The following is a 16,890-nucleotide window of genomic DNA, read 5'->3' as shown; positions in this document are numbered from 1 at the left end:
TTTCAGGATGTATGTTAGAACTTGACTTTTAAATATATAATATTGGAAACAAATGGAAGAGGGTGGGTGCATGAAAGTAGGTTCGTTGATTAAATATTATCGGACTAAGCAGGGATTAACTCAAAGTGAGCTGGTCGAAGGCATATGTTCTGTACCTCATCTAAGTAAGATTGAACATAATGAGAAGGAAGCAAATGACCAAACTATCCATTTATTATTACAACGTTTAGGAGCAGACTTAACGAATGTTTATGAACAAAATAATACGGTGAAAAGATTGCTGGATGAATGGATTGAATGCATCAATTATTTTCAGATTGAAGAGGCAAAAGAGATTGATCGGAAGTTAGATAGTTTGGTAGATTTCATTGCCTATACACCACATTTATTTTTATATGAATTGTATAAAATGAGATATTTATTATTTATTAAGGATACTAAAAAAGCCATTCAACACTATAAATGGCTTGATAAACATAAGAAGAATTTAAATTATCAGGAGCTATATTTGCTTCATTATTATCATGCTATTTGTCTGCTCATCCAAAATAAGTACAGACAGGCCAATGAAGTTTTAGAGGAATTAGTTTCTGCAAGCAGGGATGGGATGAGTGTTTCTGCGGATGTTTATTATCATTTGGCACTTGCTAAATGTCATATGGAACAGCATGGGCATGCTATCTTCTATGCTAACGAGGCACTAAATGCCTTTACTGCCCAATATAATATAAAGCGAATTATGCACACGCTTGTGATTCTCGGCATTAGTTATACCGATACAGGCATTTATGAGGTGGCAGCAGAGTGCTATAAACATTTGAAAAGAAATGCTGAGATCCTAAATGAATCGGCAACTTTATCGATTGCCTATCATAATATTGGCTATTTAAAGCAGAAAAAAGGAGAGCTGAGTGAAGCAAGAGACTATTATTATAAAGCTGTAAATTGTGAAGCGGAGAATGCCCAATCTTCTATGGTGAGCCTTTATGCTTTGGCAGAAACCTCTTATTATTTGGGAGAATGGGAACAGGCGAAAGAGTATTTACATCACTTAAAGAAGAAAGCTCAAGAAACCGGGTCTAAAATATATCAAATGCTGCCCAATTATTATTTATATATGATTCAGGGGGAAGAAGAAAGAGCGATTAGCTATTTAGAAGAGTATACTCTTCCTTATCTATATAATGGGGAATCTCATTATAATGATATTCGCAGTGTTAGTAAAATTTTGGCAGATTATTATAAGAAATCAGGAAAGTTTCAGAAAGCCTTGCAATATATTTATACAGACTACTAGTTAAGGAGGAGAATAGATGAAAAGAAAAGCTCCCATTTTGCCGCCAATCGTATAAATGGTGTCATTTTAGAGAGGGTCAAAAGGACTGATTGTCCAATCAATCAGTTCTTTTTTGTTTTCATTTTTGCATAATTAATTTAGTGGATTATTAAATTATCTGAAAATTTACATAAATTTTATTGGGAAAATATAATTCTACTAGGTACAAACACCTGTTTGTATTAATCGCCAAATAGGTCGCAAATAGGATAGAAAAATGTCGATAGGTAAGAAAAAGCGCAAAAAATATAGTAATTTGTCACAAAAACTAATCTGATAACTTGGGAAAGTTTTTTTATTTGACAAAATAGAAAATAATAATTCTGAATTAATAGTTAATTTGTTCCGTGTTCAAAGAAAAAAATAGCCACTATAATAACGATACAACAAGAAAAGTTCACAGAAAATTCAAAAAACGAGAGGAGACTGAAAGATGAAAAAAAGGAAGATATTTGCTGGAGTTGTCCTAAGTGTATCAATGGCTTTATCTTTTGGCTCAGGAACAAATGCTGAGGAGAGGTCGACTGCAAAGGCAAAGGATGTCAGCTCAGAGAAAACCTATCGTGTTCTGATTCAGGGATCTCAGTCAGAAAAAACAAAAGTAAAGAAAAATATGGGGACACACCGAGACTTCAGCAACCAAGGATTTACGACAGATGTTTCTGAAAAAGAATATCAGAAACTATTGGAAAATAAAAATATCGAAGTAGAAAAAGTACCTGAATTTAAAATTGCTGCAACTGCTATAGAAAAAGCTACTTCTGCACCTACAACCCGAGTGCCATGGGGAATTAAAGCAATCTATAATAATAGCTCTCTTACTTCTACATCAGGCGGCAGTGGAATTAAAGTAGCAGTTTTAGACACAGGCGTGTTAAAAACGCATGCGAGTCTTTCATCCAATATTGAACAATGTAAGGATTTCACTCAAACAAGCAGCACGGTTGTGAATGGCTCCTGTGCTGATGGGAATGGTCATGGTACCCATGTAGCCGGAACAGTGGCTGGCAATGGTACTGGCGTATATGGGGTTGCCCCTCAATCCAAAGTATGGGCCTATAAAGTTTTGGGTGACGATGGATCTGGTTATTCAGATGATATAGCAGCAGCAATTAGACATGCGGCAGACCAAGCATCCTCTACAGGTTCAAAAGTAATTATTTCAATGTCACTTGGTTCCAGCTCTAATAACTCTCTCATTAGCAGTGCTGTAACATATGCTTATGGAAAAGGTGTTCTAATTATTGCGGCAGCTGGTAATAGCGGCTATTCTGCCAATACAATCGGATATCCGGGTGCTTTGGCGAATGTAGTGGCTGTGGCAGCTCTTGAGAATGTTCAGCAAAATGGAACATACCGTGTGGCTAACTATTCTTCCAGAGGTAACCCATCCACAGATGGTGATTATGTAATTGGCTTAAAGGATGTTGAAATCTCTGCTCCAGGTTCTGCAGTTGAATCAACCTGGCATACGGGTGGATATAATACAATCAGTGGAACCTCAATGGCAACACCGCATGTATCCGGATTGGCAGCAAAAATATGGGCTTCCAATACAGGATACTCTCATACACAGCTACGCGCGGAATTACAAAGACGTGCGAAGTTAGTTGATATTAAAGGTGGATATGGAGCCGCTACAGGTGATGATTACGCATCGGGTTTCGGTTTTGCAAGAGTACAATAATAATTGAAACTTACGAATCAGCCTCCCGATTTTTGGGAGGCTGATTGATAATAGGATTAATTGAGAGAGTGGATTAATCTGATCTGGAATTCAATGGAATCTGCAAAACTAGGAGGTGTTTCCAGATGAAGTATAAAAAAATGATGTAAAACAACAAAACTTGTGGGGAATTCATCTTAAGCAGAGGAAAATCTGCTGACGTGGAGCTGAAATTAGCCAAAGCGAGTATATAAATAGCAGAATCCAGCCAAAATGGAACAGAATCCAGCCGAACTGGACGGAAATCCAGCCAACTGAGTCTGAAAGCCGACTGATATATCAGATACAACGAAACAATTACACTATTTAATTATTCATTACTATCCCCCTTTAGGTAGTTGCCATTAGCAAAATCCTTATAAAGGAATTGATGATAATGAAAAAATGGTTTCGAATGAAAGGATGCGTAGAGTTATTTCGCTCGATAGCCAAGAAAGGAATGCTTTATTTTTATCAATTGGGGTTAGTTAGTATTGCCGGCTGGACATTGGCAAGTTTAGTGATGGCATATCAGGAAGTCTTGATGAATCCGATACAACTGCTCATGGTAACAGAATTGTCTAACCTTGATAAAGGTTGGTTCGTAGCATTGATGACCAATATAGTAACATCAGATGCAAATCGGATTATTGGAAGAGGGCTGTTGTTGCTGATTATTTGGATACTACTATTTCTATTTGTGCCTTTAGCAACGAGGAGTTTAAAGAGCTTCAGATTATTTCAGTTTGAGATAGAGCTGGAGGATGAAGATCCTTTGGAGGAACAAGTCCCTGTCGAAATTTTTCAATATGCACGGTTAAAAATCATTTCTAATATCTATGCCGAAAACAATAAAATGAGTCTCTACCGTTTCTATAATGAACAAGCCGGTTGGGCAGATTATAAAGAGGCACTGGCTTTCTATCTGGAAATAATGGCGGAGGAATACTGGGAGCAGGTTAGGATAGGAATCAATTGGGGGGTATATGAGTGGCAGGCTTTACCGGAAGAATGGAAACACCAGGCTTATATATCAGCAGATAAAGATAAGCCTTGTATAAAGAATAAACAAACGACTGTATATGGACCATCAAAAAACTCCATGATTTATACGTATCAGCATTTTGACACCGTCCTTGTAACGGTTCTTTGGAGTTATACTCATGAGTTTGATGCTATTGACCAGCAATGCATGTATATACTTCATCATGCCTTATCTGATCGTCTGGAAAACATAGAATATGCCATCTGGATTGAAAAAAAAGCAGCCTGTGGTCATTTTTATGAAACTGATTGTGAAATTATGGAGAGGTGAGTATTGGATTGACTGATTATATTATGGACAAAGCCAAATATCGTGCTGAAAAATATAGACAATCGCCAAAAATGTTGAGTATCACTAAAGAGTGTAAAGTTATTGAAATAAAGCCGAGAGCCGAATATGGTTATGCAATTGAGAAAAAGGTGTTTAAAAAGTAGTCCATTCCGCTCAATCTTTATTATTGACTGGATGGTCTATTTTTTTATTTGCCAAAAAGAGGCTAACGTATACCTGCACATTTATCCCAAAGAGAGTAACGTAAGGGAAATTTATTTATAAACAGAGAGGGGACTAGTATGTCCTTACCTAACAACCCAAACATTACCCTTGTATAATAATTGACCGGGAAGATGCCATTAAAATGTTACTGCCTTCCATAGCGATGGAAGTTATGGGTTTATCACATATATTGAATGCAAGGGGAGAGAAACTGTAGTAAAAGCTGTCCATAACATTCAGAAGACTCTATTATGATGGATGATAGCGTTAATCAAACACTTAGGACAACTGTAATATCATAAATTATGCTGCAACTGAAATTGGAAGATATCATTTTGGGCTAGGTTCCATCTACCTTGTCAGTAGTAGTATCTTTTCAACGTGCCAATGAGGTAAGCCTCCCTTTAACTGAAAGGTTCGACTATTTCTCTCCAATTAGTAGGTACGGTCTCTGTGGAAACAGGGGACAGGGGCTAACATATCGATTGTAAGATTAGTATAAATAGTAATAAAAGAACGTGCTTTTCAAAGATGTTCTTTTTCAATGGCTGTTTTCGTATGTTGCTCAATACAAAAGACTCAATTACCATTTTGTAGTAGTTATAGATAGAGATAGCTGCTTCAACAAACCGAAAAAAGGAGTGCGTTATAGTGATAAATAAACGTTTTGAGGATGTTTATACTCAAGGAAAATGGAGGTTACTAAAATAATTCGTGATAATGAGACAGGAGTCCTATATATGTTTCATTATAACGGCCTTATTTCTGGATTAACTGTTATGGTTGATAAAGATGGAAAACCTTTAGTTAATAAAGATTTTATACCTGAGTCTGGTACTTCAGTGGAATAATGCGTCGGCCACTTCCTTATGGAGGTGGCTTTTTTTACACATATATTTAACCGTTAATCTAAAATGTACTTAAAACCATTTGATTCACTCGTTCTTTGGTTGCAAAGAGTTTAATCATTTTTTGGTCTCACAATATTGACAAGTCATAGATGAAATCGTTTGCGCAAAAAGTGAATATTATTTGACTTTTCAGGATAATTTATATGATTAAATAGGTAAATGAGTAAAAAAAGGTTTGAGATATTACATTCATATGTTAAATTGGAAAAGAAAGGTTTGTGCAAACGTTTTCGTAAAGTGGAAAATTAATAGTTTTTAAGAATAAGGTCACTGGTCTTTTACATATTTATAGAAAACGTTTACTTGAACCAAACATAAAGAGAGAAGCGAGGTAAAAGAATGAAACAAAAAAAATGGTATGCGGGTGCTTTATCAGCTTCACTATTGGCAGCAGCTGTCTTAACGGGATGCTCATCTGAGAGCTCTTCCTCCGATAGCAAAGATAAGGTAACAATTGATGTATTTCAGTTTAAAGTGGAATTCAAGGATCAATTTGAAGATGTAGCCGAACAATATGAAAAAGAAAATCCAGGTGTAGAAATTAATATTACTACAGTTGGTGGCGGGGAAGATTATGGTGCTTCTTTAAAATCTAAATTTGCTTCAGGCAAGGAACCTGCTATCTATAATGTTGGCGGACCGCAGGATGTTGCAGATTGGAAAGATAAACTAGCTGATTTATCCGATACAAAAGCATCCAAAGAAGCACTAGATGGAACTCTAGATGGTGTAACTACAGATGATAAAATCCTTGGTCTTCCATATAACCAGGAAGGATACGGCTTGCTTTATAACAAAGAAGTCTTTGAAAAAGCTGGTATTAAAGCAGAAGAAATCAGAACAATGAAAGCGCTTGAAGAGGCGGTTAAAACAATCGATACCAAAAAAGACGATCTTGGTATTAAAGCAGTATTTGCTTTACCAGGAAAAGAAAAATGGATTACCGGGTTGCATGCTTCCAACGTCTTTATCTCTCCAGAATTTGAAGAAAATATTATGAATGCTTACAAATCTGACAAGGTTGATTTTAAATATGGAGATCAATATAAAACATACATTGATTTATCCAATAAATATTCTATTCAGCCAACTGTTAGCCTTGATTACTCACAGCAAGTAGAAGAAAACTTCTCACTTGGAAAGGTAGCTATGATTCAACAAGGTAACTGGGTATATGGTTCCATCGCCGGAATTGATGAAGAATTTGCTCAAGAAAAAGTTGGTATTCTACCAATTCCTGTAGAAAGTTATAAAGAAGATTCTCTACCAGTTGGTATTCCAATGTACTGGGGAGTAAACAGCAACAATGATGAGAAAGTTATTGAAGCATCTAAAGACTTCTTGGATTGGTTATATACATCTGAAGAAGGTAAAAAGACAGTTCTTGAAGATTTCAGCTTCATTCCTGCTTACAAAGGATATGATTCTAGTAAAATCGCAGACCCAATATCTAGAGAAGTATATGATTATGCGACTGAAGGAAAAACAATTGGATGGGTATTTATGGGCTATCCAACTGGTTGGGGCGAAGATAAATTGGGTGTAAACATACAAAAATATTTAAGTGATGAAATGTCTTGGGATGAGCTAGTCAAAGAATCTCAAAAATCTTGGTCTGAATCACGCTAATATCCTTTACGTATATGTGATAGAACTGCAAAACAAAGTAGTGTTGGGCTACTTTGTTTTGCTACATAGATAATGGATGAGGTCATAAATTTTGTCACAATTTTGGAGGGGTAATAATGCGTACTCGCAGTTTTTCCTACTGGTTATTCCTTACACCGGTTCTAGTATCGCTATTTCTTGTCGTACTCGTGCCACTGGCACTTGGTGTATTTTACTCATTTACGGACTGGAATGGAATTCAAACAACCGCTTTTGTTGGTTTTCAAAACTATATTGGTATATTCCAAGAAAAAGAATTCATGGACGCTTTGTGGTTCACAGTTAAGTTTTCTATCGTATCGATTATTTTAATCAATGTGATCGGTTTAGTTTTAGCCTTAATTGTAACCTCAAAAATTAAATCAAATAATATCTTACGTACAATCTTCTTTATGCCAAACTTGATTGGTGGACTGATTTTAGGGTTCATTTGGCAGTTTATTTTCACGAAAGCATTTGACGCAGTTGGTGTGGCCCTTGGCTATGAAGGTTTACAAGGCTGGTTGTCGACTACAAATACTGGATTCTGGGGATTAGTCATCCTGATGAGCTGGCAAATGGCCGGTTATATCATGATTATCTATATTTCGTATCTTGAGGGTGTTCCAGAAGAATTAACTGAAGCTGCCGAGATTGACGGGGCGAGCTATTTCCAAAAACTACGCGCAATCATATTCCCGCTCGTAGCACCGGCATTTACCGTTAGTATGTTCTTGACGCTGTCCAATACGTTTAAATTATATGATCAAAACTTAAGCTTAACAGCTGGGGGACCTTATAACTCCACACAAATGGTCGCCATGGAAATATTCCAGACTGCATTTAAGGAAAGCGATATGGCTTATGCCTCTGCAAAAGCAGTTATCTTTTTCTTGATTGTCGCATCTATCAGCTTGACACAAGTATATATCAACAAGAAAAGGGAGGTTGAATTGTAATGCGCAGAAAGCATAACTGGCCCTTAGAAATAACTGGGATTGTATTAGCCTTAATTTGGCTCTCCCCTTTCTATATCATGATTGTTAATTCGCTTAAAACAAAAAAAGAAATGTTTACGAATGTCTTAAGCCTTCCGGAAGCATTTAATTTTGACAACTATGTGGAGGCGTACGAACAACTGGATTTCTTGAAAACACTATTTAATTCCGTGTTAATTACAGTTGTAAGTGTAGGTCTGATTATTATCTTTTCTTCAATGGCTGCATATGCTCTCTCACGGAATAAAAGTAAGATGAGTACGTTTTTATTCTTTATTTTCGTGGCAGCTATGCTGATTCCTTTCCAATCCGTCATGATTCCATTAATTACGGTATTTGGGAAATTTGAAATGCTGAATCGTGCTGGCTTAATCTTTATGTATATTGGCTTTGGTTGCAGCTTGTCGATTTTCTTGTATCATGGAACATTAAAAAGTATATCCCAATCGCTTGATGAAGCGGCTACTATAGATGGAGCTAACAAATGGCAAATCTTCTGGCATATTATCTTCCCAATGCTAAAACCAATTTCTATTACAGTCGGTATTTTAAATACGATCTGGATTTGGAATGACTATCTATTGCCGTCCCTTGTCATCAACCAGGAAGGAATGCAGACTCTTCCATTGAAAATGTTCTTCTTCTTTGGGGAATATACAAAACAATGGCATCTTGCTCTAGCCGGGTTAACTTTAGCCATTATTCCTGTCATCATTGGATATTTCTTTGCACAAAAACAAATTATTAAAGGGGTAGCTGAAGGTGCAGTGAAATAGGATTTACGAATTGAGGGGTGGCTCTGATGGATGTAACAATTAAAGATGTTGCTCGAGAAGCGAATGTAGCACCGTCAACTGTGTCAAGAGTCCTGAAAGATAGCCCGCATATCAGTCTTCAAACAAAACGGAGAGTCCGGGAAATCATGAATCTGATGGGGTATACCCCTAATTTTCAGGCTCAAAGCTTAGCTGGGAAAAGTACACAGGCTATAGGAGTAATTATGCCTGACACTGCCTATCAAGCATTTAAAAATCCTTTCTTCTCAGTCGTTCTACGTGGCATTAGCCGAAGTGCGAATGAACAAAAATATGGTTTGTATTTATCAACCAGTTTTACTCAAGAAGGTATCTATGAAGAAGTTGTTTCCATGGTTCAAGGAAAAAGGGTCGACGGGTTAATACTCTTGTATTCACGTAAAAATGATGAAGTGATTGAGTTTTTAAAGCAAGTTAATTTCCCATTCATCGTAATTGGAAGACCCTTGATGCATGAAAAAAGTATTACCTATGTGGATAATGATAATGTGACAGTTGCTAAAGATGTTACAAAGTATTTGATAGAGATGGGACACAAGAATATTGCATTTATTGGAGGAAATGAAAACTTTGCTGTTACGATTGATCGTTTAAAAGGATACAGGGAGGCGCTGGAAGAGAGTGGACTACCATTTTGCAGGGATTATCTGATTGACGAACATCAATTTAATGATAAAGGTTTTGAATCACTAAAGAATCTAATTAACTACAATCCCATGCCAACAGCTATCATTGCCCAAGATGATTTGACCGGATATGAAATATTAAGTTATTTGGAAAAACTCAATATCCATGTACCAAGAGACCTTTCCATTATCGGCTTTAATAACCAAATTCTTTCTCAGCATTCGAGACCGCCACTGACATCAATAGAAATACATATATCTCGCCTTGGTATTGAAGCAACAAAAAGTTTAATTGAAAAGATAAAGGATCCAAACACATTTCCAAAGAGAGTGACGGTTCCAACACAATTTATTGAACGGGAATCTTGCAGAAACATAAAGTGAATTTTAAAGCTGTCCAATCATTCAACCGAGTAACTGATTGGACAGCTTTTGTTATGGAGATAAAGAAATACAATACGTTTAGGCGCTTATCCTATTTTAATAGTTAGGGAGATGTATGCTATATAACTAAAAAATATGGAAAGGGGAAATCGCCTCAATTAAGTGCTGTTTTCGCTCAATTATTATGGAAAATCGCTCAATTATATTCAAGGAAAGCTATAGAATAAGATTATTTCTTATCTGTTTGGCTAATAAATGGCTGTTTTGAGCTTTTTTTATTGAAATAAGCATGTAAAAGACTTGATTGAATACAGATGAATGGTTAATAACATCATTTATAGAAAAAATCGATTCAAGCAAGCTATGAATAAGCTGAATCGATACTTTTTCAATTAATATTGAGTAACTCTTGAAGCTTGAGTAGCTTTTTTACCATGAGCTACATAATAAAGGCCTATAGCTATAAACGAGATAACAGCCATTGTTAAATAAAGCCCACTATAACCGGAAACCGGAATATAAAATCCTTGAACAAATGGTCCGATCCCGATCCCAATGTCATACATGACAAAGAATGTGGAGGTGGCGAGCCCAATCCGGTGGGGAGACGTCATTTTGATTGCTACAGTTTGTGCACTGGATTGAAAAGTGCCAAGCCCTACACCGATTATAGCGCCTGCTAAAAGCAATGTAATACTGTGGCTTGTCTGACTTAAAACGATCAACCCGATTGTGTATAAAATTAGAGAGGGGTAGATTACTGTATTTTCACCGTATATATCAAACCATTTTCCCGTAAATGGACGCGTCAGTATTAGACAAATAGAATACATGACAAAGAAGAAGCCTGCTGTCGATACTAAATTAAGCTCCTGAGAATAGGAAGTTAAATAAGATAATATACTGGAATATGTAAATCCAATGACCCCAGCTGTAATAGCAATAGGCAGTGCGGCCAGCTCAAAGTAGTCACTTATTTTATGACCTTTCATCGACTTGACTTGCTCAGCTGTAAATTGCATCTTTGGAACATTCAAGAAGAGCGTGAAGATGAAACTTAACGAAGCAAAGACAACGGCAACCGAAAAGACAATTGTATAAGAAAAGGAATTGCTGATCATTAAGCCTAGAAATGGTCCAATAGCCATTGCCAGGTTTGTACTCATCGCGAAATATCCCATACCTTCCCCTCTTCTGGATAAAGGTAATATTTCAGCCACAAGTGTTCCTGTAGCGGTTGATGCGAAACCAAATGAAATACCGTGGATTAATCGAACGATTAGTAAGAGTGCAAGGCTCGACGCCATAAAATAGAGAATAGTTGCTGCTAAAAATAAGGCTAGACTGATCGTAAGCATTTTTTTTGCACCGACCAGGGCAATTCTTTTGCCAGCAATAGGCCTAACTAGCACAGCTCCGATAACAAATATACTTGAAGCGAGTCCGGCTATACTTTGGCTCGTATGAAAAGTAGTAATTGTATAAAGTGTTAAAGTAACCATTAAGCTGTAAAATGTTAAAAAGATAAATAAATTAGCTGAAGAGATTAATAGGAAGTTTTTTGTCCAAAGTCTTGGTTTCTCCATTTGTAGTCACGTCCTTATTCATGCTGTAATTGATGCTGCATTTTGCCAAATATCTTCATCATAATTTTTATTTCATCCTCTGATACACTTGACATTACTTTTTCTTCAAATTCACTGACATGGTGTATGCAGGTGATATAAATTTCTCTTCCTGCCTCTGTTAATTGAATTCTTTTTTCCCGTTTATTATCGCTTGGAATCTGCTCGATAATATCCCGCTCTTGCAGTCTGGTAACGGTTCTTGTAATAGTGGGTTTTTCCACATTCAAATAATTACTAATATCCACGAGGGTGGAAGGTCCATAGTGCTTTAAATAATAAATAATAGCCCATTGTGAGTGGAATAAATCATGCTTGGCTAATTGATCATTCAATCGTTTTGTAAATAATCGAGCTGTCTGCAAATATTGATGAAAAAAATACTGGTGCCCGGAAATAGACAATTGTACCACCACCTCGAATATAGTTACCTAGGTAACTATACGCCGGTGTTGATCATAAATCCAGTAAAAAGCACCAATAAATTCATTTGGATTATTGTTTCTTCAAAATTAGTGTAAATACACTAGAGATGGGGAATAAAATGATGAGATAATTGAGATTAACAGATAAGGGATTAGGAGGTGAAGAAGAAAATTCAAACATAGGAATTAAATGAAGTGTGATCCAAAATGTTTTATATTTTTTTAAAATCCTCGTCTTAATGGAATAGCTTACTAGTTTTCATTACAGAGGCTAGCCTAATCTTTACATATCTAGTTTTTCTATCTGCATGTATCTATTTTGAATTGAAGGAGTAGGGTCTATGGGTGAATTATTTCAGTTACTAAAAAAAGGAAATACAAGCGCAATTACAGCAGCAATCGTCAACTTAGTGATATCTATTATTAAAGGTGCAGCTTATATGTTTACTGGTAATGTGGCATTATTCGCGGAGACACTTCATAGTTTGGGAGATTCAGCTAACCAATTCTTTGTGTTTATTGGGTCAGCGTTAAGTAAAAAAGCACCGACCGAACGTTTTCCCAATGGATTTGGCCGCTTGGTAAATTTGGTTCTTTTGGGAGCGGTATTAATAGTAGGAATCATGTCTTATGAAACGATAAAAGAAGGATATATGCATATTTTACACCCTAGTGAATCTAGTTATTTTTGGGTGAGTATCGGTGTTTTAGCCATCAGTGTAATTCTCGAAGTTTTTGTTTTAGTTAAAGCAATGAAGGAAATTATGCATGAAGTCGGAGTGGAAGCGAAAGGCTTGTCTTTCTTATATAAAAGCTTCACCTATTTTGGTAAAGCGAAGCCTGCAACTAGGCTAGTGTTTTTGGAAGACCTAGTTGCTACTTCAGGTGGGGTTTTAGCGATCATCGCGATTGTCATATCACATTTAACAAACCTACACGCAGCTGAAGGAATTGCCTCCATTCTTATCGGCATGATGATGTTATTTGTAGTTGGTAAAGTATTCTTCGACAATGCAGCAGGTGCCCTTGGTGAAGCTGATGAACTGATGGAGCAATATATTGGCGATCTGGTTCTTCTTGATAAAGATATCAAGGATGTTCAGAAGGTAGTCGTAATTAAAGAGGGCGAGGATTTTCATGTAGAAGTCTGTGTCGAAATTGACCTGTCTTTAACGGTTGCCGATATGGACGATATTAAAGATCGTCTTAAAAAGCAAATCTTAGCGGAAAAGGGCGTTGTTGATGTCATGATCGAATTCGATGAAGACGATGGCCTGGTAAATTGGAACCAAGCTGAGAAATTGCCAGCAGAATAAAAACAAAGCGCTTGATGACGGGTATATGTCTCAAGCGCTTTTGTTTTTAATTATTTAGCTGTGGCATATCCAATTTATATAGTTTTGTATAATGGGGCATCATTTGAAGAAGTTCTTCATGAGAACCGTTCATACTGATTTCCCCGTCTTGAAGAAACAGAACTCTATCCATTTTTTCCACACCCATTAAGTGATGGGTAATCCAGATCATTGTTTTACCATTTAACGTCTTAAATATGGTTTCAAGGAGGCTGCGTTCGGTTTGCGAATCAAGACCGACAGTTGGTTCATCTAGAATAACAATCGGATTTTTTTGTAAAAGTATTCTCGCAAGCGCAATACGCTGACGTTCTCCGCCTGAAAAACGCCCTCCCAATTCATGCATACGCGTTTGATACCCATTTGGAAGAGATTCAATATAATCATGCATCCTAACTAATTTAGCAGCTTCATATACCTCTTCATCGCAAGCATTTGGATTGCCCAGCCGTATATTATTCATAACGGTTGTATCAAATAAATGTGGTTTCTGATGGAGTACAGAAATGAAGCTTGTAATTTGAGAATCTAAAAGAGAAATATCTTTATTTCCTATACTGATTTTTCCTTGATTAGGTTTATATGCACCTAATAAAAGCTTTACGATTGTACTTTTCCCCGCTCCGCTTTTACCCAGCATCGCAATTTTTTCGCCAGGCTGAATGGTAAAGTTTAAATTATTCAATACCTTCTCGTCAGTAGAAGAATAAGAAAAACTAATCTGATTAAAGGTGATAGGCAATGCAGTTTGTGCCTTCAAATCATTAAATTCGCTCGTGTTTTCATTGTTTGTTAATCCTATTAATTCTTTTTCTTCCTGTAAGCCATTCATTCGCTCCAATGAACTTTTATAACTGGAGACCTGGCTAACAGCATCGGATAATGGGGCGAAAGCATCGACTAATGGGAACACTACTAGAATAAAAGCTGCAATCCAAATAGGAGAGAATTGTTCGGCTTCTACCTGTAAGGTAATCCAGCAGGCAAGTGCCACAATAATAACCAATATGACAGCTTGAAAGAGAAAATTACGTTTTCGTTGAAATAGATTGATCTTTGCTTCAAGTACATCAACCTTTTTTTCATCTTTTTCATAACATTCGATAAAATCGGACTGTCTGCCACTAATCATCCAATCACCAATTCCCATAACAGCATCTGTCAGAGATTGATATAGTCCGTTTCTTGCATTTTTCATTTGTGCATGTCTTGCACGCGTCACTAATAGTGATACGAGAGGGAACAAAATAATCAGGACGAATAACAATAGAAACATTAGAAGCGCAAAAGGAATAGAAAAGAATCCTAATGCCAAGACAATTAACATATATAAACCGATGCTTATGATAGACGGAAAGATTGTCTTAATATATAAATCTTGAAGATGCTCAATATCATCAGCCATCACACCAAGCAAATCGCCGGTTTTATATCGGGATTTGAAATCTAAAGCATCTGGTTCAAGTGCCCTATATAAACGGACCCGCATACTCGATAGTATTTTTAAAACAAGGCTATGGCTGCTTAAGCGTTCAGCATAACGAAAGGCTGGCCTTGATACTCCAAACAGCCTTACCAAGACAATCGGTACATACACAAGGAGGATGTTTTCTGGTAAAGTGGCAGATTTGGATATTAAATAGCCAGATGTAAACATTAAAGCACCTGCGCTAAAGAACGTGCCAACACCAAGTACAATTACGATAGTTAAGAGCCACTTATTTTGGGATAAATAAGGACCAACCCAAGAGTTATTGAGAATGGAGATAGAGTCTTTTTTCTTAGCCATGGTGCACCTCATTTCCCCCTATGTGTTCTTTAATTAATTGATAATAATGGCCTTCTTTTTTTAATAGCTCCTCATGACTTCCGATTTCAACGATACGCCCTTGATCTAAAACAATAATTTGGTCCATGTCTGTCATCCAATGAAGTCGATGAGTCGCAAAGAATACAAGATGATCGTCAAATAAAGGAACGATATTTTGCTTTAATTCATATTCCGTCTCTATATCAAGGTGAGCAGTTGGCTCATCAAACAAGAGAATTTTTCTATTTTTATCAAGGAATGCCCGTGCTAAAGCAACTCGTTGTTCCTGACCGCCACTCAGCATACGACCGCTTTCTCCAATCTGTTCATCCAATCCATTTGGTAGGGAATCAACAACTTCTTTTAATCCTGCTCGATCAATAGCCAACTGAATTTCCTCTTCACTGGCGTTTGGAGTGTAAAATGTAATATTGTTTCGCACAGTATCATTAAATAGATAAGGATGCTGTGGAATATATAGCAATTGATCCTGCCAGCTCATTTCTTTAAAAGAGGAATAGGAATGATTGTTAATAGTAACTGTGCAGGATGTAGGGTTTAAAAATCCGCCCAGTACATCAATTAAGGTAGATTTTCCGGCACCGCTTGCGCCAATAATACCGATTTTTCCGTATCCCTTCCATGAAAATGATAGATCATTCAGAGCGGATTGATTGGATTCCATGTGTTGGACTGTCAAGTTGCTAATGGTTAAGGAATCCTGATTTGACCAAGTAGAGAATGTTGTATTTTGTTTTTGTTTTAGATCAAGCGGCCAATTAATAATCCGTTGAATAGCAGACATACTGTTTTTTCCGTCTAAAGTAGCGTGGTAATCTGTTCCGAAGTCCCGAATCGGTAAAAAGTATTCAGGAGCAAGGATTAATACCGTAAGTGCCGGTCCTAATAAAATTGCACCTTCCATAAGCCGAACACCCAGGAATAAGGCGACAATAGCGACTGAAAGGGAGGTGAAGAAATCGAGCGCGAATGTTGAAAGGAATGCAATTCGCAGTGTCCCCATCGTTGCTTTTCGGTAACGTTCACTTACGTTTTTGATATTTCGATCGTACTTTTTACTTAAGCCCAGAAGTCGTAAAGTTTCCAAGCCACGTAAGGAATCAACAAAATGGTTGGAAAGGACTTGATAGGATTCATATTGTTTATCAGCCTTACGCTTTGCTGCAATCCCAAGCATAGCCATAAAGAATAAAAGAATAGGGAGTACAATGATTACAATTCCCGCAGAAGTCAAATCAAGCGTCAGCATAAACCCTACAATTAACAGAGGAATCAGGAACATACTCATCATCTTGGGCAAGAAAAGCTTTAAATACGTTTCAACCTGGGAAACACCTTCTAAAGCCATTGTTACTAAGCTTCCTGTCCCTTCGGATTGGGTGAATCGAGGACCCAATTCAAATAATTTCTTCAATAATTCTTTTCGCATCGCTGTCCCTGATTCGGAGGCAAAGCGATCCATCCATTTATCACGAATAAAAGTCAAAAGGTGGCGTACCAAAAAAGCTAATACGAATAAAAGGAAGGGGATAAGCTGTTCAGACAGCTTTTCCCCATTAAATAAGTTTGTAATCCCTTCAGCAAGGTAGATGGCCTGAATAATAATGGCAATCCCCTGTAATAAAGAAATCACGAATAGGAATGTCATGGTGCTCTTTATTCCTTTTATAGTTAAAATCTCTTTGTTTATCA

Annotated in this window: 15 protein-coding genes; 11 read left to right on the top strand and 4 right to left on the bottom strand. The window is 36.9% G+C overall.

Annotation, left to right across the window (positions count from 1 at the left end; genetic code table 11):
• The first annotated feature begins 70 nt into the window (after window positions 1–70).
• The 10 genes from FHY47_RS07795 to FHY47_RS07760 all read left to right on the top strand — a co-directional run bounded on the left by FHY47_RS07795 (window position 71) and on the right by FHY47_RS07760 (window position 9,962).
• Window positions 71–1,297, top strand: a complete 1,227-nt coding sequence (locus FHY47_RS07795; protein WP_066104769.1) for a helix-turn-helix domain-containing protein — start codon at window positions 71–73, stop codon at window positions 1,295–1,297.
• Between the two features lie 472 nt (window positions 1,298–1,769).
• Window positions 1,770–3,023 (top strand): S8 family peptidase, encoded by a 1,254-nt coding sequence (locus FHY47_RS07790; RefSeq protein ID WP_066104766.1) that lies wholly within the window; start codon window positions 1,770–1,772, stop codon window positions 3,021–3,023.
• Window positions 3,024–3,438: 415 nt separating this feature from the next.
• Complete coding sequence (locus FHY47_RS07785; protein WP_066104763.1) at window positions 3,439–4,356, top strand: hypothetical protein; 918 nt, start codon at window positions 3,439–3,441, stop codon at window positions 4,354–4,356.
• A 23-nt stretch (window positions 4,357–4,379) separates the two neighbouring features.
• On the top strand, window positions 4,380–4,520 hold the full coding sequence (locus tag FHY47_RS18910; protein WP_187393457.1) for a hypothetical protein: 141 nt from the start codon (window positions 4,380–4,382) through the stop codon (window positions 4,518–4,520).
• Between the two features lie 203 nt (window positions 4,521–4,723).
• Entirely contained in the window at window positions 4,724–4,798 is a 75-nt protein-coding gene (locus FHY47_RS19565; protein WP_483861449.1) for an alpha-helical endospore appendage domain-containing protein, read from the top strand.
• Between the two features lie 523 nt (window positions 4,799–5,321).
• The gene (locus FHY47_RS19220; protein ID WP_257469147.1) at window positions 5,322–5,432 is read left to right on the top strand and encodes a DUF6440 family protein; all 111 of its coding nucleotides are present in this window, start codon (window positions 5,322–5,324) and stop codon (window positions 5,430–5,432) included.
• Window positions 5,433–5,831: 399 nt separating this feature from the next.
• On the top strand, window positions 5,832–7,121 hold the full coding sequence (locus FHY47_RS07775; RefSeq protein ID WP_066104760.1) for an ABC transporter substrate-binding protein: 1,290 nt from the start codon (window positions 5,832–5,834) through the stop codon (window positions 7,119–7,121).
• 116 nt (window positions 7,122–7,237) lie between these two features.
• A complete protein-coding gene (locus FHY47_RS07770; protein WP_139892442.1) occupies window positions 7,238–8,098 on the top strand; it encodes a carbohydrate ABC transporter permease in 861 nt (286 codons plus the stop codon).
• Window positions 8,098–8,913 carry a carbohydrate ABC transporter permease gene (locus FHY47_RS07765; RefSeq protein WP_139892441.1) on the top strand — a complete coding sequence of 272 codons (816 nt, stop codon included), beginning with the start codon at window positions 8,098–8,100 and terminating at the stop codon, window positions 8,911–8,913. The genes FHY47_RS07770 and FHY47_RS07765 overlap by 1 nt, the downstream gene beginning before the upstream one ends.
• A gap of 26 nt (window positions 8,914–8,939) precedes the next feature.
• The gene (locus FHY47_RS07760) at window positions 8,940–9,962 is read left to right on the top strand and encodes a LacI family DNA-binding transcriptional regulator (RefSeq protein ID WP_066104749.1); all 1,023 of its coding nucleotides are present in this window, start codon (window positions 8,940–8,942) and stop codon (window positions 9,960–9,962) included.
• Window positions 9,963–10,354: 392 nt separating this feature from the next.
• On the opposite strand, the gene FHY47_RS07755 is transcribed toward FHY47_RS07760, so the two are convergent.
• The gene (locus FHY47_RS07755) at window positions 10,355–11,548 is read right to left on the bottom strand and encodes an MFS transporter (RefSeq protein WP_066104746.1); all 1,194 of its coding nucleotides are present in this window, start codon (window positions 11,546–11,548) and stop codon (window positions 10,355–10,357) included.
• A gap of 14 nt (window positions 11,549–11,562) precedes the next feature.
• Window positions 11,563–11,991, bottom strand: a complete 429-nt coding sequence (locus FHY47_RS07750; RefSeq protein WP_175354269.1) for a MarR family winged helix-turn-helix transcriptional regulator — start codon at window positions 11,989–11,991, stop codon at window positions 11,563–11,565.
• Between the two features lie 362 nt (window positions 11,992–12,353).
• Between FHY47_RS07750 and FHY47_RS07745 the strand changes: the two genes are divergently transcribed.
• The gene (locus FHY47_RS07745) at window positions 12,354–13,328 is read left to right on the top strand and encodes a cation diffusion facilitator family transporter (protein ID WP_066104742.1); all 975 of its coding nucleotides are present in this window, start codon (window positions 12,354–12,356) and stop codon (window positions 13,326–13,328) included.
• 46 nt (window positions 13,329–13,374) lie between these two features.
• Here FHY47_RS07745 and cydC read toward each other — a convergent pair whose 3' ends face one another.
• Together cydC and cydD are read right to left on the bottom strand one after the other, a co-directional pair.
• Window positions 13,375–15,156, bottom strand: coding sequence for a thiol reductant ABC exporter subunit CydC (gene cydC, locus FHY47_RS07740; protein WP_148630071.1), 1,782 nt, complete (start codon window positions 15,154–15,156; stop codon window positions 13,375–13,377).
• Window positions 15,149–16,888: a thiol reductant ABC exporter subunit CydD gene (gene cydD / locus FHY47_RS07735; RefSeq protein ID WP_217491082.1), complete on the bottom strand. Its 1,740-nt coding sequence runs from the start codon at window positions 16,886–16,888 to the stop codon at window positions 15,149–15,151. Before cydD ends, cydC begins: the two co-directional genes overlap by 8 nt.
• Between the last annotated feature and the right edge of the window lie 2 nt (window positions 16,889–16,890).

Origin of the sequence: Bacillus sp. E214 (assembly GCF_008087365.1) — a bacterium.
GTDB lineage: Bacteria > Bacillota > Bacilli > Bacillales > Pradoshiaceae > Pradoshia.
This window is presented reverse-complemented; position numbering and strand designations above follow the sequence as displayed.